The sequence below is a fragment of the Streptomyces sp. NPDC001492 genome, assembly GCF_053597275.1.
In genome coordinates, this window is the sequence record NZ_JBSFHW010000016.1 from 62,953 (window position 1) to 89,227 (window position 26,275).

The following is a 26,275-nucleotide window of genomic DNA, read 5'->3' on the forward strand; positions in this document are numbered from 1 at the left end:
ACGAGGCGGACGACGACATGTTCGACAAGGTGCTCATCGCCAACCGCGGCGAGATCGCGCTCAGGATCATCCGGACCTGCCGCGACCTCGGGGTCCGCACGGTCGCCGTGTACTCGACCCCGGACGCCGACGCGCAGTTCGTGAAGGCCGCCGACGAGGCCGTGCACATCGGCCCCGGCGCCCCCACCCGCAGCTACCTCAACATCCCCAACATCATCGGCGCCGCCGTGAAGACCGGCGCCGAGGCCATCCACCCCGGATACGGATTCCTCTCCGAGGACCCGTACTTCGCCGAGATCTGCGCGGACGACGGCATCACCTTCATCGGCCCGCCGCCGGACGTGATGGAGAACGTCGGCGACAAGGCCACGGCCCGCAAGCTCATGACGGCCGCGGGCCTCCCGCTGCTGCCCGGCACCACCGAGCCCGTCGACTCGGTGGAGGCGGCCGAGGAGATCGCGCGGGACATCGGCTACCCGGTGATCATCAAGGCCGCGGCGGGCGGCGGCGGCCGCGGCATCACGGTCGTACGCCGGCCGCAGGACCTGCGCGACGCCTACACCACCACCCGGGCGAACGCCCAGGCGGTGTTCAAGAACAGCTCCGTCTACATCGAGCGCTACCTCACCCGCACCCGGCACATCGAGATCCAGGTCCTGTGCGACGACTTCGACGGCGCCGTCCACCTCGGCGAACGCGACTGCTCCGTACAGCGCCGCCACCAGAAGCTGGTCGAGGAGTCGCCCGGCCCCGGCATCCCGCCCGAACTGCGGGCCAGGCTCGGAGCCGCGGCCGTCGCCGGGGCGCGCGCGGTCGGCTACCGGGGCGCGGGCACCGTGGAGTTCCTGCTGGAGGCCGACCCGGACGCGCAGAACGCCTTCTGGTTCATGGAGATGAACGCCCGTATCCAGGTCGAGCACCCGGTCACCGAACTCGTCACCGGCGTCGACCTGATCAGCGAGCAGCTGCGCGTCGCCTCCGGCTCCCCGCTCACCGTCAAGCAGGAGGACATCGAGGTCCGCGGCCACGCCATCGAGTGCCGCATCAACGCCGAGGACCCCGACCGCGGCTTCGCGCCCACACCCGGCCTGCTGGAGAACTACCGCACCCCGGGCGGCCCCTGGGTCCGCGTCGACACCGACTACGTGCCGGGCTCCCGGGTCAGCCCCTACTACGACTCGATGATCGGCAAGCTCATCGTCTGGGGACCGGACCGCGCCACCTGCCTGGACCGTGCCCTGCGCGCCCTGTCGGAGTTCGAGGTGTCGGGTCCGGGAGTCCACACCACGATCCCCATGCACCAGGAGATACTCGGCCACCCGGAGTTCCGCCGCGGGGGAGTCGCCACGGATTTCCTGGAGCGGCACTTCGCTCTTTAGACGCTCGGAGGCCGACATGGCCGGCGACATCTGCGACATGGAAGTCGCGATCCTACGTCAACTGGAATGCGGCAGGTCCGACGAATTCATTTCCCGCAGCCTCGGCGTCTCCACCCGCACCCTGCGCCGCTATCTGGCCGGAATGTGCGCGAAACTCGGCGTGGTGACCCGCTTCCAGCTGGGCGCGGCCGCCGCCCGGCTGGGCCTGCTCGGCGCCGTGGACACCCCGGACACCTGACGTATGGAAATTCCTGATCTCCGGTCCGGGAACTCCGTTGGGCGGCTTCTGTACTTTCGCCCGGGCGAATCCAAGAGTGATGGGTATGTCTCTCCGTATTGTCGTTTCCAGCGTTTCTTCCGACGCGCACATGTGGAATCTGGTCTATCTGCAGCTGCTGCTGGAGGAGGCCGGGCACGAGGTGACCAATCTCGGCGTGTGCCCGCCGGACGGGACCGTCATGGACGCCTGCCGCGGCGCCGACCGCCCCGACCTCCTGGTGCTGAGCACCGTCAACGGCCACGGCCACCTCGACGGTCTGCGCCTCATCCGTGCCCTGCGCCGCGATCCCGAACTGGCCGCCCTGCCGGTCGTCATCGGGGGCAAGCTGGGCGTGCGGGGCGCGGACGCCGAGGAGGGGCGGCGGCTGCTCGACGCGGGCTTCGACGCCGTGTTCAACGAGTCGGACCAGCCGGCGGGGCGCACCCTGTCCGCCTTCGGCGACTTCCTCGCGGGGCTGGCCCGGACAGCGCCCGCACGCGAGCCTCTCGTCGCCGGGGCGCCGCGCTGATGCCCCGCTTCGCCGACTTCGTCCGGACGGCGGCCGCGACCGGGCGGCTGGTCGTGCAGCCGCGCATGGGTTTCGGTGAACTCGCCCGGATGCGGGCCGGGTTGAGCGCGGTGCGGGACTGCCGGGCCACCACGGTCGGCACCATCACGCTCGACAGCTACACCCGGGTCGGCGACTACGCCTCCGCCCGCCGCGCCCTGCGCGAGGGAGCCGAGCTCAACGGCTTCCCGCTGCAGGCCCACGGCGCGGGAACCGTGCGCGACCTGCTGCGCGAGGTCTCCGGTCCGGACTTCCCGGTCCAGGTACGGCACGGTTCGCCGCTGCCGCTCGACCTCTTCCGCACGATGGTCGCGGCGGGCGTCGACGCCACCGAGGGCGGCCCGGTGTCGTACTGCCTGCCCTACGGCCGTGTCCCGCTCCCCGAGGCGACCGACAACTGGGCCCGCTGCAGCGAACTCGCCGCGGCCGCGCCCGAGCCCATGCACCTGGAGACCTTCGGCGGCTGCATGCTCGGCCAGCTCTGCCCGCCCTCCCTGCTGGTGGCGCTCAGCGTCCTGGAGGCGATGTTCTTCCACGAGCACGGGCTGCGCTCGATCTCCCTCAGCTACGCCCAACAGGTGCACCTGGGCCAGGACCTGGAGGCCCTGGCCGCCCTGCGCCGCCTCGCCGGGGAGCATCTCCCCGGCGTCGACTGGCACGTCACCCTCTACACCTACATGGGTGTCTTCCCGCGCACCCCGATCGGCTCCTACCGACTCGTCGAGGACAGCGTCCGTCTCGCGGTGCACAGCGGCACCGAGCGGCTCATCGTCAAGACGCCCGCCGAGGCCCGCCGTATCCCCGCGATCGAGGAGAACGCCGAGGCCCTGGAGTTCGCGGACGCCGTCGCCCGCCAGGCCGCCGCCGACTGCGCGGTCACCAAGTGCCCCCCGCCCACCGACACCGGCCTCCTCACCGAGGCCCGCACCCTGATCGGCGCCACCCTCGAACTGGGCCGCACCGTCGGCTCCGCCCTGGTCACCGCCTTCGCCCGGGGAGTCCTCGACGTGCCGTACTGCCTGCACCGCGACAACGCGGGCGCCGCCCGAGCCGTCATCGACGAGCAGGGCATGCTCAGCTGGTCGAAGGCGGGCGGCATGCCGGTCACGATCCGCGACACGGACACCGCCTGCACCTCTCCCCTCACGGCCGACCGCCTGACCACGATGCTCGCCTACAACGAACGCCGTTACGACCGCGAGGACCTGGTCGGCTCCCTCCTGCGGAGCGCGGCATGACCCCCCGCACCACGGCCGCCGCCCCCTTGGCCGGGTTCGGCACCGGTGGCGGCCGGTGCGGTCGCTCCGGATGGTGTGCCGGTGCCGTGCGCACGGCCGTTTCGGCGCACGGCCGGTGGCCGCTCGGCACCCGTACCCGGTTCGGTCTGCCTGTGTGCTGTGCCGGTTCGCTGCCGCGGAGCGGGACATGAGCGCCCGTACGGCCCTGGTCGGCACGCTGGCCGCCGTCCGTACCCGCGGTGCCGTGCGGGCCCTGGTGTCCCAGGGGCAGCCCGGGCTCTCGCTGTGCGGCGCCGACGGACGGTGGACCGGGCTGGACGCGGACATCGCCCGTGCGGTCGCCGCCGCCGTGCTGGGCGATCCGGAGGCCGTCGAGTGGCGTCCGGCCGGATCCGCCGCCCGGCTCAGCCAACTGGCCGCGGGGCGAGCGGATCTGACGGTCTGCAACGTGAGCTGGACCATGGGGCGCGAGGCCGCGCACGGGCTCCTCTTCGCCGGGGTCACCTGCTACGACGGCGAGGGGTTCCTCGTGCCCGCGGAATCCGGCTTCGAGGACCCCGTCCAGCTGGCGGGCCGGCGGCTCGCCGTGCACGCCGGCTCCACCTCGCCGGCCAACCTGACCGCCTGGTACCGGCCGCGGGGCCTCGCCGTGGAGCCCGTCCCCTTCGACCGGCCCGCCGACGCGCTGCGTGCCTACGCCCGTGGCGAGTGCGCCGCGTACGTCCTCGACAAGGTGGCCCTGGCGGGGGCGCGACGAACCCTCCCCGACCCCGGGGCGCACCGGATCCTGCCCGCCGAGATCTCCCGCGAGCCCATGGCCGCCGTGGTGCGGGACGACGACCCCGGCTGGTTCCGGATCTGCCGCTGGGTGCTGCAGCTCCTGTTCGCCGCCGAGTACGAGAGCCACCGCACCGGCGAGGCCGGTCGCGAGGCCGTCGCCCGCCAGGCCGGACGGCACGGACCCGCCGCCGGCCTCGACGAGCGGTGGGCGGCCCGTGTCCTCGACGCCGTGGGCAGCTACGCCGACCTGTACGAACGCAACCTCGGCCGCGCCTCGGGCCTCGATGTGCCGCGCGGCCCCAACGAGCTGTGGACCAGAGGTGGTCTGCACTACGCCGTGCCCCTGCACTGAGACGCGGATCCACCCGGAGAAGAGGTACCGACTGTGAGCACCCCCAGCCGTCAGCAGCAGACCAGAGGAGCCGTCGAACTCACCGCGGCCATGGTCCTGTCGGGCACCCTCGGCGTCTTCGTCGTCGAGTCCGGCCAGCCCAGCTTCAACGTGGTCTTCTTCCGCTGCGTCTTCGGCGCCGTCGCCCTCGCCGCGTACTGCCTGGCCCGCGGCCTGTTCAGGAACCACAACTTCACCCGCCGCACCTTCGCCCTCGCGGTCCTCGGCGGCGTGTGCATCGTCTTCAACTGGGTGCTGCTGTTCAGCAGTTACACCAAGACGTCCATATCGGTGGCGACGGTCGTCTACCACACCCAGCCGTTCTACGTCGTGATCCTCGGGCTGGTCCTCTTCAAGGAGAAGCTCAACCGCCACCAGGCCGGCTGGATCGTGCTCGCCTTCCTCGGCGTGCTCCTGGTCGCCGACCTCACCTCCGCCGACGGAAAGAAGGGCGACGCCTACTTCCTCGGCGTCGGCCAGGCACTGCTCGCCGCGCTGCTGTACGCCTTCGCCACCGTCATCGCCAAGCACCTGAAGTCCGTACGCCCCGAACTCACCGCCCTCACCCAGGTACTGGTCGGCATCCCGCTGCTCCTGCCGTTCACGGCACTCGGCAAGACCGCGGGTCTCGGCGCCGACTGGGCCTGGCTGGTCGGACTCGGCGTCATCCACACCTGCCTGATGTACATCCTGCTGTACGCCTCGTACCAGAAGCTGCCCACCGCGAAGATCGCGGTCCTGTCCTTCGTCTACCCGGCGGTCGCCATCCTCGCCGACTTCACCGTGTACGGGCACCACATCACGCTCCTTCAGGCCCTGGGCGTCCCGCTGATCGTCCTGGCGGGCCTCGGCGTGAACCTCGGCTGGCGGCTGCTGCCGTCGGGAGGCCGCCGTACGCACGGGGACAAGGCGGCGGCACCCGCGCTCACCCGGATCGGAGAACCCCGATGACCTTCGTCAGCGACACCAAGGCGCCGAGCATCGCCCTCGTCGGCGCGACCGGAGCGGTCGGCCACACCCTCATCGAGCTGATCGAGACCCGGGGCCTGCGCCACAACGGCATACGGCTCGCCGCGTCCGCACGTTCGGCGGGGCGGCAGATGGAGGTCGACGGCCTCTCCTGCACCGTGGAGGACCTGGACGGCTTCGACTTCTCGGACGTGGACATCGCGTTCTTCTCCGCCGGTACGTCCGTCAGCCAGAAGTGGGCCCGGCCGGCCGCCGCCCAGGGCGCGCTGGTCATCGACAACACCAACGCCTTCCGCATGGACCCGGACACCCCGCTGGTCGTCCCGCAGGTCAACGCGGACGTCCTGACCGGCCGCCCGGCGAGCGGCATCATCGCCAACCCCAACTGCTCGACCATCCCGCTGGTGCGGCTCCTGCAGACGGTCGAGCAGCGGTGGGGGATACGGCAGGTGGTCGTCAGCACCTACCAGGCGGCCTCCGGGCAGGGCCAGCACGGCATCGAGGAACTCCAGGAGGGCACCGAACTCGCCCTGCACGACCCCGACGCCGAACTGCCCGCGGAACGCTTCACCGCCCCGCTCGCCTTCAACGTCGTGCCCTTCATCGACCGGCTCCTGGACACCGGGTTCACCATGGAGGAGCAGAAGATGCTCCAGGAGTCCCGCAAGATCCTCGGGTTGCCGCACCTCGACGTCACCACCACCTGCGTCCGTGTCCCGGTCGTCAACTCGCACTCCGAGGCGGTGTGGGTGGAGGCCGCGGCCCCCGTCGACCGCGCCGAGCTGATCGCCCGCCTCGCCGCCCTGCCCGAGGTCACCGTCCACGACCAGGACACCCCGGGCCGCTTCCCGACCCCGCTGACCGCGGGCAACCCGGACCACGTCCATGTCGGCCGGGTCCGGGTTGCCCCGCACAACCCGCGCGGCTTCTGGCTCTGGCTGGTCGCCGACAACCTGCGCATCGGGGCCGCCCTGAACGCCGTACAGATCGCCGAGACCGTTCTCGACCGGGGGTTGCTGTGACCGACGCTGCCATTCTGAAGTTCGGCGGCTCCACCTTCCGTACCCATGCCGCCTACGACAAGCTCGCGGCCGGCCTCGAAGCCAGGCTGGAACGCGAGGGCCGCCGGCTGGCCGTCGTGGTCAGCGCCATGCAGGGGGAGACCGAACAGCTGCGGGGCCGGCTGCACGAGGTCAACGCCCATCCCGAGGACGCCACCCCGGCCGGCATGCTCGCCACCGCCGACCTGATCAGCGCCCACCTGCTCGCCACCGCCCTGCACCGCAGGGGCCGCACCGCGACGGTCCTGGCCGGCCACCAGATCGGCCTGATCACCAACTCGTCCTTCCTGTGGGCCCGGGTCATCGAGACCGACCCGGGACCGCTCGACAGGACCCTGGCCGAGTACGAGGTCGTCGTCGTCCCCGGCGGCCAGGCCATCGACGCGCAGGGGCGGCCCACCTGGCTCGGCAAGAACAGCTCCGACCTGTCGGCCATCGCCGTCGCCCGCGCCCTCGGCGGCACCGCCTGCGAGATCCACTCCGACGTCGACGGCATCTACACCTCCGACCCGCACCTGGTGCGCGGCGCACGGCTGCTGCCGAAGGTCTCCTTCAACATGGCCGCCCTGATGTCCCTGTACGGGGCGAAGGTGCTGCACCGCAGGGCCGTGCAGCTCGCCCTGCGGCACGGCATCGAGATCGTCTGCCGCTACAACCGGGCGCCGTTCTCCCGCGGCACGACCATCAGCCGGGAGGGCGACCAGATGGCGGCGATCGTCTTCAACCAGCGCTCCGTGGTGCTCGGTTACGACTCCGACGACTGCGCCGACCTCGCGCACGGCGTCTTCCACGCGGCCGGCATCGACACCGTACGGCTGACCGAGAAACCGTGGGTCGCGGTCGTCGGCGGCTTCGTCGACCTGGAGGCCGTGCAGCGCCGCCAGAACCTCAAACCCGGCGCCTACGTCGGTGTCCCGGTCGCCGAGATCCGCGGCTCCAAGGTCACCACGCACATCGCGGAGAGCGGCGAGGACGCCCTGCACGTCGCCCAGCGCCTGCACGACCGGATCGACCTGCCCGCCATGGAACCCGCACCAGAGCCCCACCTCGCCGGAGTGTGACCGCCTTGACCTTCGCCGACCTCGAACTGCCCGACCGGGTGCGCGACACCATCGGTGCGGAGCTGTGTCTGCTGCCCGACCCGACCGCGGACGTCGACCGGGCACTGACCCGCTACCACCGCGTCTTCGCCGCCCTGCCCACCGAACTCCTGCAGCAGATCATGGACTTCGGCCGGCACAACGACTCCCCGGGCGTGATGCTCGTACGCAACCTGCCGCTGGACACGGACCTGCCGCCGACCCCGGTCGACGGTGAACCGTCCGCCGCCAAGAACAGCTTCGTCGCCGAAGGCGTGCTGCTCGGCCTGACCGGACTGCTGGGCGAGCCGATCGGCGTGCTCACCGAGAAGGCCGGCCGGCTCGTCCACGACGTCGTCCCGGTCCAGGAGGGCGCCCGCGCGCAGACCAACCAGGGCTCCGCGGTCTTCCTCAACTTCCACAGCGACATCACCTACGACACCACCGGCCGCTACGACGTCGCCAACCCGGACTTCCTCGTCCTCAACTGCCTGCGCGGCGCCGCCGGCAACGACGCCTACACCTATTACGCCGACGCCCGCGACCTGTGCCGGCACCTGCCGGACCCCCTGGTCGAGACCCTGCGCAGCCCGCTGTACCGGCTCAACGCCCCCGGCAGCTACACCCGCAGCGTCGGGGAGGAGGTGCTGTCCGAGCCGGTGCCCATCCTCAGCGGCGCCGCCCGCTTCCCGGAGATCACGGTCTCCGCCAACGGCACCCGACCGCTCACCAGCGGCGCCAGGACCGCCCTCGACGCGCTGCAGGACGCCTGCCGGTCCGTCGCCCACACCGTACGGCTGGAACCGGGCCAGGCCCTGTTGATCAACAACCGCAAGGGCGTCCACGCACGCTCCACCTTCCGGGCCCACCACGACGGCCGTGACCGCTGGCTCCAACGCACCTACATCCGCCGCAACCTGTGGAACGTGCGTTACCGGGCCACGCCCGAGGACCGGCGCGTTCATTACTGAATGCGGTGCCGTACCTAACGCTCTCAAGCCGGCGTGCGCCGCACGGGAGTTCGGGTGGGGAGCGCAGTCCTAGGGTGGAACGGCAAGGAGCAGTGCGCGGCGACGCGCCGGCCTCGTGGGGTTCGGGCGGTTTCGGGGGTGAGGAATTGACGGACGGGATTCCTCTTCTCGGCGACCTCGCGGTGAAGGCCTACGCAACGGCTCTGGAGAAGGGCCGCTTCGACGACGAGGAGATCGCCACCGCCCTCGGCGCGGACATCACCGCGGCCGAGGAGGTTCGCAAGTCCCTCCAGGACCTGCACCTGCTCAGCCCGAGCGCACCCGGGCGCCCCGTGGTCCCCCTCGACCCCGAGGTCGCCGAGGCCGAGCTGGTCACCCCGCTGGAGGTGGAGATCGGCCGCCGCCGCCGCGAGATCGGCCGTATCCACGAGGAGTTGCGCTCCCTGGCCGCCGACTACCGCGCCCAGCCGGGCGGTTTGCCGGCCGGCGTACCCATCACCGTCCTCGACGACGTCGAGGAGGTGCGCCGCGAGATCGACCGGGCCCGCTACGGCTGCACCCAGGAGCGCATGAGCCTGCAGTCCGGCGGCGGCCGCCCGCCCGAACTCCTCGAGGCCGACCGGGAACACACCCTGGAACTGCTGCGCAGAGGCGTCCGCGTGCGCACCCTCTACCAGCACACCGCCCGCACCAGCCTCGCCACCCGCACCTACGTCCAGGAGATCAGCCGACGCGGCGCCGAGGTGCGCACCGTCGACGAACTCTCCGAGCGGCTCATCATCTACGACCGCAGGATCGCCTTCATCCCCAAGGAGCGCACCGGCCGGCAGCCGCCCGGCGCCGCCGTCATCACCGAACCGACGGTCGTGGGCTATCTGGCCCGCGCCTTCGAGTCCGTGTGGCAGATCGGCCGCTCCTTCGAGGTGGACCAGCAGACCGCCGAATACCCGCAAGTCGCGGAAGAAGTACGGCACTCCATCATTCGCCTGATGGCACTCGGGCTGAAGGACGAGGTCATTGCGCGCAGGCTCGGCATGGCGACCCGGACCTGCCGGCGTCACATCTCCGCCGTCATGGAGGAAATGGGCGCGGTCAGCCGGTTCCAGGCGGGTCTGATGATCGGCCGCGAGAACCGGGAGAACGGCGAGAACCGGGAGAACGGCGAGGACCGGGAAAACGGGGATGTTGGCCGCTAGCTGACGTCGCCTGTCCCCAAGGGGACACCGCCGGGACATGGCGTCCGCGCCCGCCCGGTGATTCGCTGGAAAAGGAAATCCATCCGTTGTCGGCCCATGCAGGAGAAAACCATGGATATCAGGCAGCTGGCGGCGTTCCACAAGGTGGCCACGCTGCTCAGTTTCTCGAAGGCGGCGACGGAACTGAAGTACGCGCAGTCCAGTGTCACCAGCCAGATAAAGGGACTTGAGATGTCCCTGGGCGTCGACCTCTTCGACCGCCTCGGCGGCCGCATCCAGCTCACCGAGGCGGGCCAGCGGCTGCTGCCCTACGCCGAGCAGATGCTGGCCCTGGCCGGCGAGGCACGCGGCGCCACGGTCGGCTCCGGGGACCCCTCCGGCGTCCTGACCATCGGCTCGATGGAGAGCATCACGTCCTACCGGATGCCGCCGCTGCTGGAGTTCTTCCACCACCGCTACCCGGCCCTGCACATCGTGCTGCGCCCGAGCCTGTGCGCGGAGACCTGCCATGCGCTGCGGCAGGGAATGTTCGACATGGGCTTCCTGATGGAGGCCGAGACACAGCACCCGGGCGTCCAGACCGAAGTCCTCGGCTCCGAACCACTGACGGTGGTGGCCGCCCCCGACCATCCGCTCACCCAGCTCCCGAAGGTGACCACGGAGGAACTCCGCCGCACCCAGGTCATCTCCGCGGAGGCGGGCTGCGCCTACCGGGAACTGTTCGAGGCCGAACTGAACGACGGAACGGGGGAGGCATTGCCGTTCCTGGAGTTCGGCACGATTGAATCCATCAAGCGGGGGGTTGCGGCGGGCCTCGGCATCAGCCTGCTGCCGACGGCCTGCGTACAGGACACATTGGACGCCGGCATTCTCGTGAAACTGGACTGGGACATCCCGTTCGAGGTGTTCACGCAATTGGCCTGGCGGCGCGGGAAGAACCTCACGCGTGAGATGCGGGTCTTCACGGACCAGTCGATCCGGTTCCTGGCTGAGGAATACGGCCGCTGAGCCGGCGCCCCGGTAGGGGCGCGAGGAACTGCGCGACCAGCCCCCACCGGCCCGCAGTCTCACACACAGGCAATTGGCCCCAATTCCTGCAACGTACTGCCCAGCATCCGAATGTGATCGTCCACGGTCGCCAGACCCAACCCCATCGTGCTCAGACAAAGATGCGTCGCCCCCAAGTCCCGCCAACCGGTAACGAAATCCGCCCACTCGGCCCGCGGCACCTCCGCAAGTTTGAGGCGCGCCTCGAACCCGATCCCCCCGGGATCACGCCCGGCCGCGGCGGCATAAGACCGCACACGCTCCACCATGGCACGAGCGGTCCCGTCCGGAGGACGCTGCGGCAGCCAGCCGTCCCCCAGCTCGCCCGCCCGGCGCAGAACAGGCTCCGCGTTGCCGCCGAACCACACCGGAATACGCCCCCGCACCGGCCGCGGCAGGATCCCCGCGTCCTCGACGCGATGCCAGCGCCCCTCGTAGGTGACCGTGGGCTGCGCCCACAACGCACGCAGCACCTCGACCTGTTCGGCGCTGCGGGCGCCGCGGTCGGTGAACGTCGCGCCGAGGGTGTCGTACTCCACCCGGTTCCAGCCGATGCCCACGCCCAGTCGCAGCCGGCCGCCGCTGAGCACGTCGACCTCGGCGGCCTGCTTGGCCACCAGGGCGGTCTGCCGCTGCGGCAGCACCAGGACCCCGGTGACGAGTTCCAGGGTGCGGGTGATGCCGGCGAGATAGCCGAACAGCACGAAGACCTCGTGGAAGGGGTCTTCGCTGGTGTAGCCGTACCAGCCGGGGCGGCCGGCGGTGCCCGCGCCGAGCACGTGGTCGAAGGCGACCGCGTGCCGGAAGCCCAGTTCCTCCACGGCCTCGGCCCAGGCGCGCACCGCGCCCGGGTCCGCGCCGATCTCCGTCTGCGGGAAAACCGCTCCGATACGCATGCTCAGCCGACCAGACCCCAGCCGTCGTCCTCTGGGGACCTGGTCCGCAGTGCGCTGCTGTTCACCATCAGTGCCTCCTCGTGGGCTGATCCGGTCGTCCCACCGTCCCCAGCCGACTCCTCGCCGGGGCGGCGCCGCGCCGCAGGTTCCGGCACTCTGTCACACGCCGGATGACACTGCGTCAAGTGAGCGGTCAGTTCGAAAGAACTGACGTAGTACCCAGGTGGAGCTCGCAGAGTGTGCCGGGCGGACCCGGCGCCGGGACCTCGCGTCCGGCCCCGTCACTAGCTTCGGCCGGGACCGATCGTCCAGCACGCCCGCCCCGACCCGGGCGCGCCCCCACGGAGTTGCCGATGACTTCCGCCGAAGACCGGATCGACGTGATCGAGACCTGCACCAGGATGCTGTGGCACGTCGACCTGCGCCAGTGGGAGGCCCTGCCGGCCCTGCTCGCGGAGAAGGTGACCCTGGACTACACGAGCCTGTTCGGCGGGGAACCCGTGGTCAGCGCCCGCGACCGGGTCATCGCCGACTGGCGGGCCGGACTCGGCCACCTCAAGGCCACCCAGCACATGATCGGCAACCAGATCGCCGAGGTGCACGGGGACGAGGCGGTCCTCACCGCCCACTTCCAGGCCACCCACCTGCTGCCCCATGCCCATGGCGGCCCGACCTGGACGCTCGGCGGCCGCTACCGCTTCAGCCTGACCCGCGGTGGGTCCGGCTGGCTCATCGCCGGCGTGGTGATGACCGCGGTGTGGGCGGACGGCAACCAGCAGATCATGACCCCTCCGGACAGCCAGTAGGCCGCGAGACGGCCACAAGGAGACGACATGAGCGACCTCACCGAGCAGACCCGGGACGTTGCCAAGCGGTGGTTCGCCGCCCTGACGAGCGGCGACTTCGGCACCGCGCTCGGGCTCCTCGCCGACGACGTGGAATGGATCAACTACCGCCCCGTGCCCGGCTACAACGACGACATGAAGTGGATCGGCACCCTGCACAGCAGCGCCGAAGTGGCCGACAGCGTCGGGGTGTTCGCCGGCCAGTGCGACGTGATCTCCGAGGAGCTGCTCGACCTCGTCGTCGAGGGCGAGAAGGCCGCCGGGATCATCCACGAGATCTCCCGGGTCAAGGAGACCGGCATCGACTTCGAGATCATCTTCACGCACTGGCTGACCGTCCGCGACGGCCGGATCGTCCGCTGGGAGTCCCACACCGACCCCTCGCAGATCATCCGGGCGATCCGGGGCCGGGCGGTGGCCTCATGAACGCCGCTCTCATCGCGGCCGTACGCGGCCGCGCCACCGAGGAGGTCCAGCGGCTGCTCGACGCGGGCGCCGACCCGAGCACGCGCGAGCACTCCTCCGGGCTCACCGTCTTGATGATCGCCGCCGGCCAGGCCGACCCGGCGACCACCGAGACGCTGATCGCGTCCGGCGCCGACGTCCACACCGCCGACACCAGGGCCGGCGCGACCGCGCTGCACAAGGCCTGCCAGGGCGGCAGCCTGGACGTCACCCGGCAGCTCGTCGAGGCCGGCGCCTTCGTGGACGCCGTGGCCCCCACCACCGGCCACACCCCGCTGATGGACGCCCTCTGGTACAAGTACCCGGACCTCGTGGAGTACCTGCTCGACCAGGGCGCGGGCCTCAAGCTGCACACCCACTACGGCTTCTCGCTCGAGGAGCACTTCGCCTACGAGCTGAACGTCAACACCTTCGGCAAGGACAAGCTGCTCCGTGCCGAGCAGCTCCTGAAGGAGCGCCGGGAGGCCGACGCGAGCGCCGTCGAGGCCCAGCCCCTGATGGCCGCCACCGCCGCCGGAGACACCGAGACGGTACGCCGGCTCCTCGCCGACGGCGCCGAAGTGGACGCCCGCGCCCCCTTCCTCAACGGCTTCAACGACGCCCACACCCCGCTGCTCGTCGCCTCCCGCGACGGCCACGGCGAGATCGTCCGGCTGCTGCTGGGCGCGGGCGCCGACATCAACGCCGTCGAACCCTGCTTCGGCGCCGTACCCCTGCACAAGGCCGTCTACAACGGCCACGCCGACATCACCGCCGACCTGGTCGCCCACCCGGGCATCGACCTCGACTTCCAGGGCGCCACCAACGGCTACACCCCGCTGCACGACGCCCTGTGGCACGGCTACGCCGACTGCGTGAGCGTCCTGCTCGACGCCGGCGCCCGCACCGACCTGGTCGGCCACGACGGCAAGAGCCCGCTCGACCTGGCCGTCGAGGTCTTCGGCGACGACGACCCGATCACCCGGCGGATCGCGGCACTCGCGGCGGCGTGACCCCAACTCCCCTAAGGAACCCCCATGTTGTTCTACGTCCAGATGCGCTGGAACCACGAGGGACGGATCTCCCTGGACGAACTCTGGGAGCTCGAGCGCGAAGAGGCCGAACACGCCCAGGAGACCCTCGACTCCGGATTCGCCGTCGGCCTGTGGAAGGTCGCCGCGCAGAAGCGGGTGATCGGCATCATCGAGTCCCCGAGCGCCGAGGAACTCGACCGCACCGCCCTCGGCCGGCTGCCGATGCGCGAGTACCTCGAGTTCGAGGAGGTCTGGCCGTTGCGCGACTACCTGGGCTTCGCCGAGGACGTGAAGAAGGCCTACAAGGTCTGACCCGACCGTCCGACCGACCGACTCCCCTGGAGACCGCCATGATCCACCAGCTGATCTTCGCCCATCCCAAACCCGGAATGTCCGAGCAGGAGTTCCAGGACTACTGGGTCGACGTCCACGCGGTGCAGTACGCGAGCAAGATCCCGCAGATCAAGAAGTACTTGATCGACACCCGCATTCCCTTCGGCCCGGACCCCCAAGAGAACGCCGACCCGCTGTGGAGCGGCATCGCGGAGATCTGGCTGGAGAACGAGGAGGACCAGCTCGCCTCCCTGCAGACCCCGGAGTTCCTGGAGGGGGCCCGGCTCGACGAGCCCAAGTGGGCCGCCTTCTGGCGCACCGTCGTCCTCGACACCGACGCACACGTCCTGCGGGCCGGGGACCACCCGGCGCCCGAGGACGGTGTGAAGATCGTCGCCCTGGTCAAGCGCACCGAGGGCACCACCGTGGAGCAGTTCCGGGAGCGCAGCCTCGGCGAGCACGCCGAGCTGATGCTCCAGGTGCCGGGCCTGCGCCGCTACCTCCAGTGCTTCACCCGGGACGGCGCGTACGCCATCGGCGAGGCCCTCCTGGACGCCGCCTACCTGCTCTCCTTCGACAGCCTCGAAGACCTGGAGAAAGCCGCGGCCTCCGAGGAGTACGCGAGGGCCAAGGACGACCTCGTCACCTTCGTACAACCCCGCTATCTGCACCACATGGCGGTCAAGGAGCACTGGATCATCGGTTCGGAAGGCGAAGCACGTGACCACCGCTGAGCACACGCACGACAACCAGGCGCGTCGCACCCAACTCGCCCTGGGAACACTGGCATTGGGCGCGTTCGTCATCGGCACGGCGGAACTCGTCATCGTCGGCATCCTGAACCTCATCGCCAAGGACACCGGCGTCTCGGTCGGCACGGCCGGCCTGCTGGTCACCGCCTACGCCCTCGGCATCTGCATCGGCGGCCCCCTGCTCACGGCCGTGACCATCCGGCTCGGCCGCCATCTGCTGCTGTGGTCGGCGCTGTCGGTGTTCCTCGTCGGGAACCTCCTTGCAGCCGTCACCACCAGCTTCGGTGCCCTGATCGTGGCGCGTGTCATCACCGGCGCCATCCACGGCCTGTTCATCGGTGTCGCCTCCGCGCTCGCCGCGCACCTCGTCCCGGCCGGGCAGCAGGGCCGGGCCGTGGCCATGGTGTTCGGCGGGATCGCCGTCTCCACCGTGATCGGCGTGCCGCTCGGCACCCTCGTCGGCAACGCGATCGGCTGGCAGGCCACCTTCGTCGGCATCGTGGCCCTGGGCGCGCTGGCCCTGGTCGCCACCTTCGCCTTCGTCCCGCGGGTCGGCATCACCGGGCCGACGGGGCTCGGCTCCCAGGTCCGGCATGCCTTCGCACCCAGGGTGCTGGCCCAGCTGGGCGTCGGACTGCTGCTGCTCGGCGGCCAGTTCGCCGCCTTCACCTACCTCGCCTCCTACCTGGAGGACGTCACCGGCATCTCCGGCGGAGCGGTCAGCGCCTTCCTGCTGGTCTACGGAATCGCCAGCGCCGTCGGCGTGTTCGGCGGCGGCCGGTTCGCCGACCGCGGGGCGGCCACCACCCTGGTGGTGGCCAATGTCGCGCTCGCCCTGATCCTCACCGCCCTGCACTACGTCGGCGACAACGCGGGGCTGACCGCCGTCGCCCTCGCCGTGTGGGGGCTGGTCGGATTCGGCCTGGTGCCCTCCTTCCAGCTCCGGGTGATCACGCTGGCCGGCCCCGGCGGCGATCTCGCCGCCACCCTCGGTGCCTCCGCCGTCAACGCGGGCATCGCCGGGGGAGCGGCCGCCGGCGGCTGGGCCGTGGAGGCCCACGGCGTCGGCTCGGTGTTCGTACTCGCCCTGATCGTCATGGTCGTGGCGCTGCCCGCGACCTGGGCCGCGACGCGGCTGCGCCCGGCTGCCGACGAGCCCGTCCAGTCGGTGTCCCCGGTCGCAGACCCGGTCGCCGATCCCACCTGAGGACCCCAAGGACCGACCCATGCAGATCATCGCGAAGAACAGCCTGCCCACCGTGCAGATCAACGGCGAGGTGGCCGCCCACATCCTCAACGCGAGCGACCACCCCGGTCTCAGCGTCTCGGCGTTCATCGTCGACGTCGCGACCGACGCGGGCCCCCCGCGCCACACCCACCCCTACGAGGAGATCTTCGTGATCGTCGAGGGCACGGTACGGCTGGAGGCCGGCGGCGAGAGCGTCGACGCGACCCCGGACGACATCTGCGTCGTACCGGCCGGAATGCCGCACAAGTTCGCCAACCTCGGCCCCGGCCGGGCCCGCATGGTCAACATCCATGCAGCCAAGGACGTCGTCACCGAATTCGTCCCCGACGAGGCCGACACCAACGAGTCGTACGCGTACAACCGTCCGGGCGCCTGAGAGGACCGCACATGAGGATCGGCATCCTGGGCAGCGGCGAGATCGGCGGCACCCTCGCCCGGCTGCTCACCGCCGCCGGACACGAGATCGCCGTCGCCAACCGGCGCGGCCCCGACTCCCTCGCCGGGCTGGTCGCGGAGCTCGGCGGACGGGCCCGCGCGGCCGGCGTCGAGGAGGCGATCGCCTTCGGCGACCCGCTCGTCGTGGTGGCCATTCCCTTCGGCGCCTACGAGAGCCTGCCCGCCGACGTCCTCGCCGGGAAGGTCGTCGTCGACACCACCAACTACACGCCCGGCAGGGACGGCACGTTCCCCGACCTCGAGTCGGGCCGGACCACGTCGTCCGAGCTGATCGCGGCCCACCTGCCGGGCGCCCGCGTGGTCAAGGCGGTCAACACCCTCAACTACAAGTACCTGCTCGACCTCGCCCGGCCGGGCGCCCCGCGCGAGGAACGGACCGCGCTGTTCGTCGCGGGCGACGACCCCGAGGCGAACCGGCTCGTCACCGAACTCCTCGACGAGCTCGGGTTCGCGCCCCTGGGGACGGGCTCCCTCGCCCGGGGAGGACGCCGGCAGCAGCCCGGCACGCCCGTCTTCAACCGCCCCCTCGACGCACGTCTCGCCCAAGAGAGGTGGAGCACATGACCACTGTGGAGACCATCCGGTTCAAGCTGCGCGCCGACATCGACGACGCCGAGTTCCAGCAGCTCAACCACACGATGGAGAAGGAGTACCTGGAGACCCGCGCCGGGTTCCTCGCCCGCTCGACCGCCCGCAGCGCCGACGGCGAGTACCTGGTGACCGTCCACTGGGCCTCCCCCGAGGACGCCGAGGCCACCATCGCGGCCTTCTTCGCCGCCCCCGAGACCCAGGCCTTCCTCGCCGCCGTCGACCTGGAGACCGTACAGCCCGGCCGCTACGAGCTGATCGAGAGCTGAGGCCGGCTCCTCGGTCTTCCTCCCCGGCCGGGCCGGCTCCAGGACTGTGAGGGATCCGGAGCCGGCCCGGCCCACCTGTCGACAAGAAGAGAAGGGGGAGCCATGGCACCCTCAACGACCACTCCCGCGTCGGCGGCCGCCGTACGCGCACTGCGCACCACCCTGCGGGGGACCGTGCTCGCGCCGGGCGACCCGTCCTACGATGCGGCGCGGCGCGTGTGGAACGGCGCGGTCGACGCACGGCCCGCGGTCATCGTCCGGCCCGCCGACGAGACGGACGTGACCTGGGCGGTCCGTATCGCCCGCACCCACCGGCTGCCGCTGACCGTCCGCGGCGGCGGTCACGACTGGGCGGGCCGGGCGAGTGCGGACGACGGCCTGATGATCGACCTGTCCGCGATGCGCAGGGTCACCGTCGACCGGGCCTCCCGCACCGCCGTGGCACAGGGCGGCGCCCGGGCCGGCGACCTCGTCGAGGCCACCCGGGCCCTCGGCCTCGCCCCCGTCACCGGCACCGTCAAGGCGGTCGGCTTCGCGGGCCTCACCCTCGGCGGCGGCTACGGCCTGCTCGCCGGCCGGTGCGGACTCGCCCTGGACAACCTGGTCGCCGCCCGGGTCGTGCTCGCCGACGGCCGCCCCGTCGTCGCCAGTGCCGAGCAGAACCCCGACCTGTACTGGGCGCTGCGCGGCGGAGGCGGCAACTTCGGCGTCGTCACCGAACTGCGCGTGCGCCTGCACCCCATCAGCACCGTCCTCGCCGGCATGATCCTCCACCCCCTTGCACAGGCCGCCTCCGTCCTGCGCGGCTACCGCGAGATCATCGCCTCGGCTGCCGACGAACTGACCGTCATGACCGGCTTCTTCGGCGGACCCGACGGCCAGCCCCTGATCTACGTCCTGCCGGTGTGGTGCGGCGACATCGCCCGCGGCCGCCCGGTCATCGACCGCTTCACCGCCCTCGGCACCCCCCTGGCCGGACAGGTCTGTCCCCAGGAGTACGCGGGCGTCCTCGGCATGTTCGACCAGGTCGTGGTCGACGGCCGGCACAACGAGGTCGGCACCCGGTGGCTGCCCGAACTCACCGACCCCACGATCGAGTTGATCGTCGAGGCGGCGGCCGGAGCGACCTCGCCGTACTCCGGCATGTACATCCACCACTTCCACGGCGCCGCCGCCCGCGTACCGGCCGCGGACACCGCCTTCGCGCTGCGCCGGGACCATCTGCTGGTCGAGGTCGCCGCGGCCTGGGAGGGCGCCGAACGGGCCGCGCCGCACCGGCGCTGGGCGCGCGAGGTGTCCACCGCGTTCGCCGCACACGCCCTGCCCGGCGGCTACCCCAATCTGCTCGGCCCCCAGGAGAGCCGGCGCGCCGCGGCCGCGTTCGGCCCGGGCGCCGCCCGGCTGCTGAAGACCAAGGAACGCTACGACCCGGACCACGTCTTCAGCGCGGTGGCGGCGCTCGAACCCCCCGATACCACTGCATTTTCCCGGGGCGTGACATCAGCGGCTCCGCCGCGGGCCCCCGGACCCCCAGCAGAAAAGCAGGTCGGCCCGGATGACCGGCGCGGACAGCGCGAGGCAAACCCGAGGAACTCAGGAGCCTGATCACCATGACCGAAGCGGCGAGCACCGCCCGCACCGTGCGGGACGCGACCCTGGACGTCCTGCGCGCTCTAGGACTGACGACCGTCTTCAGCAACCCCAGCCACACCGAGATGAAGCTGTTCGAGTACTGGCCCGAGGACGAGTTCCGTTTCGTCATGGGCCTGCAGGAGGCCGCCGTCGTCGGCATGGCCGACGGCTACGCCCAGGGCACCGGCGAGCCCGCCCTCGTCCTCATCAACGGCGGACCCGGCCTCGGCAACGCCATGGGCAGCGTGTACACGGCGGCCGCGGCGAACACGCCGATGGTCATCCTCGGTGGGCAGCAGGCCCGCAAGATGCTCCTCGGGGACCCCTTCCTGGTCGCCAAGGACGCCACCCAGCTGCCCAAGCCGTACATCAAGTGGGCCGGTGAGCCCGGGCGTCCGCAGGACGTGCCCGCGCTGATCGCCCAGGCCTACCAGATCGCCAAACAGGCCCCGCAGGGCCCGGTGTTCGTGGCCGTCCCCGAGGACGACTGGGTCCGCCCGGCCGATCCGGAGCCGGTGCGGATCGCCGAGGTGGAGAGCGCCGTCGTCCCCGATCCGGCGGTCCTCGCCCGCATAGCCGAGGCACTCAACGGTGCCGAGCGGCCGGGTCTGGTGGCCGGCGGTCCGGTGGACGCGCAGGGCGCGCGCGGCGACCTGATCGCGCTCGCCGAGAAGCTGAACGCGCGCGTGTGGGGCGCGCCCGTGTGGAACCGCGGCGCCTTCCCCGAGAACCACCCCCTGTTCGCCGGCGTCCTGCCGCCCATCCCCGAGCTGGTCAACCAGCGGCTCGGCGAGCAGCACGACGTGGTCGTCGTCCTCGGCGGCCCCGCGTTCACGCTCTTCACGGCGTGGGACCTGTTCTCGACCGCGCCCGCGGACCTGGACAGGACGCCTCGGCCTCAACTCACCCCCGACGTACGGTTCCTGCACGTCACGGACAACCCGCAGGCCGCCGCGGCCACCCTGGCGAACACCGGCTTCGTGGCCCCGCCCGGCGCGGTCGTGAAGGGCCTGGTGCCGCTGGTGGAGCAGCGCGAGCGGGTCGAACTCGCCCCGGTGCGCGAGCCCGTGGCGGTGCCCGAGCCCTCGACGCCCCTCACCCAGGCGTACCTCTTCCACGTCCTCTCCCAGGAACTCCCCGAGGACGCCCAGCTGTTCGAGGAACTGCCCATCGCCCGCGCCGACTTCCACGAGCAGATCCCGCTCGGCGCGGACAACGGCTACTTCGCCACCGCCAGCGGCGCCCTCGGCTTCCCCTTCGCCGGCGCCGTCGGCTACGCCCTCGCGCACCCCGAGAAGCGAGCGGTGGTCGTCGTCGGCGAGGGCTCGGCGCAGTACACGCTGCACGCCCTGTGGACCGCGGCCCAGCACCGGCTGCCGGTCACCTTCGTCATCCCCGACAACTCCGGCTACCTGTCCCTCAAGTACTACCTCCAGGACCAGAAGTCCTGGCAGAAGGGATGGGACCTCAGCGGCGTCGACATGGCCCAGCTGGCCCGCGGCTTCGGCGTGCGCGGCGAACGCATCGAGACCCCGGAGCACCTGCGCGAGTCCCTCCGCAGCGCCCTGACGGCCGACGGACCCGTCCTCCTGGACGTCGTGGTCGCCGACCCGGGGCTGTTCCGCCTCTGACACCCGGCAGACCGACACCGACGCCCTCCGCCCCGCGCGGGGGGCATCGTTCGTTGCGCAGTGGACAACAGCCCCGGCCACGGCCCGATTTGCCGTAGTGCGGTCTGCCACTTGGGGATGTGCGCCACCCGGAGCCCTCCCTTCTGGTACGGGTCAAACCCCGAAAACTAGACATGAGTTCGGCAGTTCACGTGTCCGAAGCGAACGCCGACCGAGCCGACCGAGAGGAACCTCATGAGCAGGCGCATCCTCGTCGTCCTGTCCGAGTACGGCTATTGGGGCGAGGAACTGATCGGCCCCCTGGAAACCTTCGACAAGGCGGGATACCACCTCACCTTCGCCACCCCGACCGGCAAGCGGCCCGTGGCGCTGCCCCCGAGCATGGACCCCGACTACGTCGACCCGCCGCTCGGCCGCTCCGTCACGACCCCGGAGATGGCGGCGAAGGTCAAGGCCGTCGAGGCCTCCGACCGCCTCGACAACCCCCTCGACCTGTCCTCCTGGCTGCCCGACCGGCCCTACCGTTCGAAGCCGTACTTCCTGCGCGACTGGGAGGCGTACAACAGCCGCGTGGAGAAGGTCCGCGAGCAGATCGCCGACCGCTACGACGCCCTCCTCATCGTGGGCGGCAGCGGCCCGATCGTCGACCTCGCCAACAACTGGCGCGTCCACGACCTGATCCTCGCCTTCCACCACCTGGACCGCCCGATCGCCGCCGAGTGCTACGGGGTGGCCTGCCTGGCCTTCGCCCGCGACCAGGAGGACCGGGAGAGCATCATCCGCGGCAAGCACGTCACCGGGCACTGCATCGAGTACGACTACCTCGACGGCACCGGGTTCGTCGGCACCGACTTCAACATGGGCCCGCCGCCGTACCCGCTGGAGTACATCCTGCGCGACGCGACCGCCCCCGGCGGCGCCTACCACGGCAACTTCGGCAAGACCACCTCGGTGATCGTCGACTACCCGTTCATCACCGGGCGTTCGACGCCCGACTCCTACCTCACCGGCCAGAAGACGGTCGAGGTGCTCGACCAGGGCCTGCGCCAGTGGGGCTTCCGGGCCGCCGCCCAGTCGTAGCCACCGATCCCGACGAGAGGCGGTACCACCATGGACAGCAGGCCGGCCCGTGCGGCGTTCCTCGAACAGCTCGCCGTCGACGGGGTGCCGTACATGTTCGGCAACCCCGGCACCGTCGAGCAGGGCTTCCTGGACGAGCTGCGGCACTTCCCCGGCATCGAGTACGTGCTGACCCTTCAGGAGGCCGTGGCCGTGGGCATGGCGGACGGCTACGCCCGCGCCACCCGCCGCCCGGCCGTGGTCCAGCTGCACTCCGGGGTGGGCCTCGGCAACGGCATCGGCATGCTCTACCAGGCGAAGCGCGGCCACGCCCCGCTCGTCGTCCTGGTCGGCGAGGCCGGCCTGCGCTACGAGGCGATGGAGGCGCAGATGGCCGCCGACCTGGTGGCCATGGCCGAGCCGGTGACCAAGTGGGCGACGCGGGTCGTGGACCCCGACTCCACGCTGCGGGTGCTGCGCCGCGCGTTCAAGGTGGCCGGCACCCCGCCGTACGGGCCGGTTCTCGTCGTGCTGCCCGCCGACGTGATGGACCGGCCCACGCGCGAGGAGGCGGTGCCGGTGTCGTACCCCGACACCGCCTCCGCACCAGACCCCCAGTCGCTGGCGCGGGCGGCGGAGCTGCTGGCCGGGGCGCGCAAACCGATCGTGATCGCGGGCGACGGGATCCACTTCTCCGGCGCACAGGAAGAGCTGGGGCACCTGGCCTCGGTGTGGGGCGCGGAGGTGTGGGGCGCCGACTGGGCCGAGGTGAACCTGTCCGCCGAACACCCGGCCTACGCGGGCCAGTTGGGCCACATGTTCGGTGAGAGCAGCCGACGTGTCACGGGAGCCGCGGACGCCGTGCTGCTGTGCGGCACCTACGCGCTGCCCGAGGTCTTCCCGGCCCTGGAGGGCGTCTTCGGCGAGGGGGTGCCGGTGGTCCACATCGACCTGGACACCGACGCGATCGCCAAGAACTTCCCCGTCGACCTCGGTCTCGTGGCCGATCCCAAGCGGTCCCTCGCGCTGCTCGCCGACGCGATCGAGGCCCGGATGAGCCGCGAGGACCGTACGGCGGCCCAGGACCGGCTGCGGCGCGGCGCCGCCGCACGGGCCGAAGCCCGGGCGGCCGCCGCCCGCGGCGCCCGTGAGCGGGCCGACGGGGTGGAGCTCCCGCACATCGCCTTCGCCGAGGAGCTGGCGGCCCGGCTCCCCGACGACGTCGTCCTGTTCGACGAGTCCCTCACCGCCTCCCCGGACCTCTTCGGTCCTCTCCCGGCGGCCGAGCCCGGCCGCTGGCACCAGACCCGCGGGGGCTCCCTGGGCGTCGGCATCCCCGGCGCGCTCGGCGCCCAACTCGCCCGCCCCGACGCCACGGTGGTCGGCTTCACCGGCGACGGCGGCAGCATGTACACCTTCCAGGCGCTGTGGACGGCGGCCCGGCACGACATCGGCGCCAAGTTCGTTGTCTGCAACAACAGCAGCTACCGGCTGCTGGAACTCAACATCGACCAGTACTGGAGGGAGCAGGGGATCCCGGAGCACGAACACCCGGGGATCTTCGACCTCTCCCGGCCGGCCATCGACTTCGTCGCCCTGTCGAGGTCCCTGGGCGTGCCCGCGCTGCGGGTGGAGAAACCGGGCCAGGTCGCGGCGGCCGTCGACGAGGCGCTGTCGCACCGCGGCCCGTTCCTGATCGACCTGGTCACCGAACGGGGGAGGGGACGGTAGCGGTGCGACTGACGGGTCACAAGATCGCCGTACTGATGGAGAGCGACTTCTACGAACCCGAGATCCTCTACTACGCGCGCCGCTTCCCCGAGGAGGGCGCCGAGGTCCACTTCCTGTCCCGGCTGTGGGGCGAGAAGGAGATGACCTTCCAGGGACACGAGCACCGGATGCCGTTCACGGTCGGCGAATCCTTCGAGGACGTCGACGAGTTCGCGCTGAAGGAGTTCAGCGCGGTCATCGTCCCGTCCGGCATGGTCGCCGACCGGCTGCGCTACACCGAGGACCCGGCGCGGCTCCCGCCCGCCGCGACGTTCCTGCGCCGGGCGTTCGCCGACCCCGCCATCCTCAAGGGGGTCATCTGCCACGGCATGTGGCTCGCGGCACCGGTGCCGGGTCTGGTCCGCGGACGGCGCGCCGTGGTCCACAACAACCTGCTGGGCGATTTGCGCAACATGGGCGGCAGCTACGTCGACCAGGACGTCGTCGTCGACGACGACCTCGTCACCGCCCGCACCGGCGAGCACTGCCATCTCTTCGCCCGCACCATCATCGACCTGCTCGCCGCACACGGGACGAGAAGCACCGGCACCGGTTCGTGGGCGCGGTGAGCTGATGAACACTCACGGGGGAACGCGCCGAGCGGGCCGGTCAGCTCTGGCGCTGCTGCTGGCCGGTCAGGGCCTGCGCGGGATCGTAGGTCGTGGGCATCCCGGAGGCCTGCAGCGCCTGGTCGTAGGCCTCCAGGGCCTCCTTCGCGCGGCCCTGGCGCTTCCACACGTCACCGAGGTGGCGCCATTCCTGCGCGGTCTCGTACGACGCCGCGAAATGCCTCAGCTGGCGGGTCGCCGCGTGCAGGCCCTGCAGGCCCTCCTCCGTCTCCCCGCGCAGCAGATGGATCTCGGCGATCCTGACGCGTGCCCCGACCGCCTCGACGCGCGGACCCGAACTGAGCAGTCCGAGGGCGCGCCGGGCATGGGAGACGGCCTCGTCCCACCTGCCGAGCTGGGTGTTCGCGTCGATCAGGCAGATCTCGCACCTGGCCTGCTCCACGGCGGTGCCGAGCTCCGCGAGCGTCTGTCCCGCGTCCTGAAGCAGTTCCAGCGCCCGGGCGGGGTCGGGCACCTCGGACTGGAGTTCCAGCCAGGCGACCGTCATCTTGAGCATCGCCACATGCCGCAGGTTGTCGTCGTCGGCCATCATCGCCAGGGCCCGCTCGGTCAGCGCGAGCGCCTCGGGCAGCTGCCGGCGGGAGAGGGCCACCAGCCCGGCGTTCCAGTACACCGCGCCGCGGCCCGCACGTCCGCCGTGCTCCTCCGCCACCGGAACCAGCTTCTGCGCGAGCAGGTGGGCGCGGGTGATGTCGCCGCGCATGAGGTACGACCCGATGAGCGTCGCACCGACCTGGATGTGGTCCACGGTGACGTCCAGGCCGAGCGCGTCGAGCCTGGCCATGGCCCGCTCGCCGATCTCGATGCCGAGGGTGATGTCGCCCATGTTGCGGTAGCAGCGGCTGAGGGCGACCTGGACGCGGCACCACTCGTCGGAGCCGGCCGCCAGAGACGGGTCCTTGCCGAGTTCCTCGAGCACGGGGATGGCGGCCTCGATCCGGTCCAGCTTCTCCAGCGAGGTCGCCTGGCCGATGCGCGCGCGCAGCCGCATGTGCGGGTCCAGCAGGGCGGGCTTGGCGAGGAGTTCACCGAAGGCCTGGAGGGCCTCGCCGTTGTCGCCGTTGCGCAGCGCCATTTCGGCGAAAGAGAGCTTCAGCCTGGTGTCTTCCAGGGCGTGGTCGTCACGACCTGTGCGCAGATGGTCCGGCGAGCACCCCAGTTTCCCGGCGAGAGCGGACAGCACCGCATCCGAGGGAGCCCTTTTCCCTGATTCGATGAGCGAGATGTAGCTCGCCGAGATATCCGAGGAGGCCAGGTCCTGCTGCTTCAGCCCGAGTTTGACGCGGAGGGTCCGGATGCGCCTGCCCACCTCGACCGGAGATGCGCTTTCCGTTTGATCCATTTGGCTTCCCAGGGGTGCGCACATGACTTGAGATGTCATAGATCACAATACCAGCATGACTGGGCCACGCCAATGGGCTTGACCGGCCTGTGGCCTGGAGCGGCCGAAAACACCCTGCTCCACTTGTGGTTGCCGCGTGTGTGAACAGGAGACGGAAATTCCGATTCCAATAATTCCCCATACAGCTTTTATTTTCCCGGAACGCACTTGACTGGCGAAGTAATGTTCGATTAACTCTCATCGTAAATAAAAAACCTCTAGGGGGAATGGAGAAAAGGAGTGATTCACAAACTCGCCGCAATACTTGTGGCTGTGCTGTTCGTCGCCGGACTGGTCGGCGGCGGAACCTTCCTCGCAGAAGGAGGGGCATCCGTGCAGACGGTCGAGCCCGCGAAGGTGAACGGCCCG

General features: G+C 71.0%; 27 protein-coding genes. 25 read left to right on the plus strand and 2 right to left on the minus strand.

Features of this window, described 5'->3' with window-relative positions:
• Positions 1–17 precede the first annotated feature (17 nt).
• The 11 genes from accC to ACWC1K_RS21390 all read left to right on the plus strand — a co-directional run bounded on the left by accC (position 18) and on the right by ACWC1K_RS21390 (position 10,899).
• Positions 18–1,379, plus strand: a complete 1,362-nt coding sequence (gene accC / locus ACWC1K_RS21340) for an acetyl-CoA carboxylase biotin carboxylase subunit (protein WP_450833367.1) — start codon at positions 18–20, stop codon at positions 1,377–1,379.
• Positions 1,380–1,395: 16 nt separating this feature from the next.
• A complete protein-coding gene (locus tag ACWC1K_RS21345; protein ID WP_450833368.1) occupies positions 1,396–1,617 on the plus strand; it encodes a LuxR C-terminal-related transcriptional regulator in 222 nt (73 codons plus the stop codon).
• Positions 1,618–1,702: 85 nt separating this feature from the next.
• Entirely contained in the window at positions 1,703–2,167 is a 465-nt protein-coding gene (locus ACWC1K_RS21350; RefSeq protein WP_450833369.1) for a cobalamin B12-binding domain-containing protein, read from the plus strand.
• On the plus strand, positions 2,167–3,444 hold the full coding sequence (locus tag ACWC1K_RS21355; RefSeq protein ID WP_450833371.1) for a methylaspartate mutase: 1,278 nt from the start codon (positions 2,167–2,169) through the stop codon (positions 3,442–3,444). Before ACWC1K_RS21350 ends, ACWC1K_RS21355 begins: the two co-directional genes overlap by 1 nt.
• A 187-nt stretch (positions 3,445–3,631) precedes the next feature.
• On the plus strand, positions 3,632–4,576 hold the full coding sequence (locus tag ACWC1K_RS21360) for a transporter substrate-binding domain-containing protein (protein WP_450833373.1): 945 nt from the start codon (positions 3,632–3,634) through the stop codon (positions 4,574–4,576).
• Between the two features lie 90 nt (positions 4,577–4,666).
• The gene (locus ACWC1K_RS21365) at positions 4,667–5,566 is read left to right on the plus strand and encodes a DMT family transporter (protein WP_450833516.1); all 900 of its coding nucleotides are present in this window, start codon (positions 4,667–4,669) and stop codon (positions 5,564–5,566) included.
• The gene (locus ACWC1K_RS21370; RefSeq protein ID WP_450833375.1) at positions 5,563–6,606 is read left to right on the plus strand and encodes an aspartate-semialdehyde dehydrogenase; all 1,044 of its coding nucleotides are present in this window, start codon (positions 5,563–5,565) and stop codon (positions 6,604–6,606) included. Before ACWC1K_RS21365 ends, ACWC1K_RS21370 begins: the two co-directional genes overlap by 4 nt.
• A complete protein-coding gene (locus tag ACWC1K_RS21375) occupies positions 6,603–7,706 on the plus strand; it encodes an amino acid kinase family protein (protein WP_450833377.1) in 1,104 nt (367 codons plus the stop codon). The genes ACWC1K_RS21370 and ACWC1K_RS21375 overlap by 4 nt, the downstream gene beginning before the upstream one ends.
• A 5-nt stretch (positions 7,707–7,711) precedes the next feature.
• Positions 7,712–8,695, plus strand: coding sequence for a TauD/TfdA family dioxygenase (locus ACWC1K_RS21380; RefSeq protein ID WP_450833379.1), 984 nt, complete (start codon positions 7,712–7,714; stop codon positions 8,693–8,695).
• A 92-nt stretch (positions 8,696–8,787) separates the two neighbouring features.
• The gene (locus tag ACWC1K_RS21385; protein ID WP_450833381.1) at positions 8,788–9,891 is read left to right on the plus strand and encodes a LuxR C-terminal-related transcriptional regulator; all 1,104 of its coding nucleotides are present in this window, start codon (positions 8,788–8,790) and stop codon (positions 9,889–9,891) included.
• 111 nt (positions 9,892–10,002) lie between these two features.
• Positions 10,003–10,899 (plus strand): LysR family transcriptional regulator, encoded by an 897-nt coding sequence (locus tag ACWC1K_RS21390; RefSeq protein ID WP_351466051.1) that lies wholly within the window; start codon positions 10,003–10,005, stop codon positions 10,897–10,899.
• Between the two features lie 59 nt (positions 10,900–10,958).
• Here the strand turns inward: ACWC1K_RS21390 and ACWC1K_RS21395 are convergent, their stop codons facing one another.
• Positions 10,959–11,834: an LLM class F420-dependent oxidoreductase gene (locus ACWC1K_RS21395; protein ID WP_450833382.1), complete on the minus strand. Its 876-nt coding sequence runs from the start codon at positions 11,832–11,834 to the stop codon at positions 10,959–10,961.
• 353 nt (positions 11,835–12,187) lie between these two features.
• Here ACWC1K_RS21395 and ACWC1K_RS21400 point away from each other — a divergent pair, with 353 nt between their 5' ends.
• The 14 genes from ACWC1K_RS21400 to ACWC1K_RS21465 all read left to right on the plus strand — a co-directional run bounded on the left by ACWC1K_RS21400 (position 12,188) and on the right by ACWC1K_RS21465 (position 24,465).
• Positions 12,188–12,640, plus strand: a complete 453-nt coding sequence (locus ACWC1K_RS21400) for a nuclear transport factor 2 family protein (protein ID WP_450833384.1) — start codon at positions 12,188–12,190, stop codon at positions 12,638–12,640.
• Positions 12,641–12,667: 27 nt separating this feature from the next.
• Positions 12,668–13,105 (plus strand): nuclear transport factor 2 family protein, encoded by a 438-nt coding sequence (locus ACWC1K_RS21405; protein WP_450833386.1) that lies wholly within the window; start codon positions 12,668–12,670, stop codon positions 13,103–13,105.
• Positions 13,102–14,136, plus strand: a complete 1,035-nt coding sequence (locus tag ACWC1K_RS21410; RefSeq protein WP_450833388.1) for an ankyrin repeat domain-containing protein — start codon at positions 13,102–13,104, stop codon at positions 14,134–14,136. The genes ACWC1K_RS21405 and ACWC1K_RS21410 overlap by 4 nt, the downstream gene beginning before the upstream one ends.
• A 24-nt stretch (positions 14,137–14,160) precedes the next feature.
• Complete coding sequence (locus ACWC1K_RS21415; RefSeq protein ID WP_266953722.1) at positions 14,161–14,469, plus strand: muconolactone Delta-isomerase family protein; 309 nt, start codon at positions 14,161–14,163, stop codon at positions 14,467–14,469.
• A gap of 38 nt (positions 14,470–14,507) precedes the next feature.
• On the plus strand, positions 14,508–15,224 hold the full coding sequence (locus ACWC1K_RS21420) for an EthD domain-containing protein (protein ID WP_450833391.1): 717 nt from the start codon (positions 14,508–14,510) through the stop codon (positions 15,222–15,224).
• Positions 15,211–16,449: an MFS transporter gene (locus tag ACWC1K_RS21425; protein WP_450833393.1), complete on the plus strand. Its 1,239-nt coding sequence runs from the start codon at positions 15,211–15,213 to the stop codon at positions 16,447–16,449. Before ACWC1K_RS21420 ends, ACWC1K_RS21425 begins: the two co-directional genes overlap by 14 nt.
• Before the next feature lie 19 nt (positions 16,450–16,468).
• Entirely contained in the window at positions 16,469–16,867 is a 399-nt protein-coding gene (locus ACWC1K_RS21430; protein WP_123964059.1) for a cupin domain-containing protein, read from the plus strand.
• Between the two features lie 11 nt (positions 16,868–16,878).
• Positions 16,879–17,511: an NADPH-dependent F420 reductase gene (locus ACWC1K_RS21435; protein WP_450833394.1), complete on the plus strand. Its 633-nt coding sequence runs from the start codon at positions 16,879–16,881 to the stop codon at positions 17,509–17,511.
• Positions 17,508–17,804 (plus strand): hypothetical protein, encoded by a 297-nt coding sequence (locus tag ACWC1K_RS21440; protein ID WP_450833396.1) that lies wholly within the window; start codon positions 17,508–17,510, stop codon positions 17,802–17,804. Before ACWC1K_RS21435 ends, ACWC1K_RS21440 begins: the two co-directional genes overlap by 4 nt.
• 102 nt (positions 17,805–17,906) lie before the next feature.
• Positions 17,907–19,409 (plus strand): FAD-binding oxidoreductase, encoded by a 1,503-nt coding sequence (locus ACWC1K_RS21445; protein ID WP_450833398.1) that lies wholly within the window; start codon positions 17,907–17,909, stop codon positions 19,407–19,409.
• A gap of 5 nt (positions 19,410–19,414) precedes the next feature.
• Entirely contained in the window at positions 19,415–21,067 is a 1,653-nt protein-coding gene (gene mdlC, locus ACWC1K_RS21450; protein WP_450833399.1) for a benzoylformate decarboxylase, read from the plus strand.
• Between the two features lie 234 nt (positions 21,068–21,301).
• Positions 21,302–22,147: a type 1 glutamine amidotransferase domain-containing protein gene (locus tag ACWC1K_RS21455; protein WP_123964054.1), complete on the plus strand. Its 846-nt coding sequence runs from the start codon at positions 21,302–21,304 to the stop codon at positions 22,145–22,147.
• Between the two features lie 30 nt (positions 22,148–22,177).
• Entirely contained in the window at positions 22,178–23,857 is a 1,680-nt protein-coding gene (locus tag ACWC1K_RS21460; protein WP_450833401.1) for a thiamine pyrophosphate-binding protein, read from the plus strand.
• Positions 23,858–23,859: 2 nt separating this feature from the next.
• Positions 23,860–24,465, plus strand: coding sequence for a DJ-1/PfpI family protein (locus tag ACWC1K_RS21465; protein WP_450833402.1), 606 nt, complete (start codon positions 23,860–23,862; stop codon positions 24,463–24,465).
• Between the two features lie 40 nt (positions 24,466–24,505).
• Here the strand turns inward: ACWC1K_RS21465 and ACWC1K_RS21470 are convergent, their stop codons facing one another.
• Positions 24,506–25,867: a helix-turn-helix domain-containing protein gene (locus tag ACWC1K_RS21470; RefSeq protein WP_450833404.1), complete on the minus strand. Its 1,362-nt coding sequence runs from the start codon at positions 25,865–25,867 to the stop codon at positions 24,506–24,508.
• Positions 25,868–26,275 lie beyond the last annotated feature (408 nt).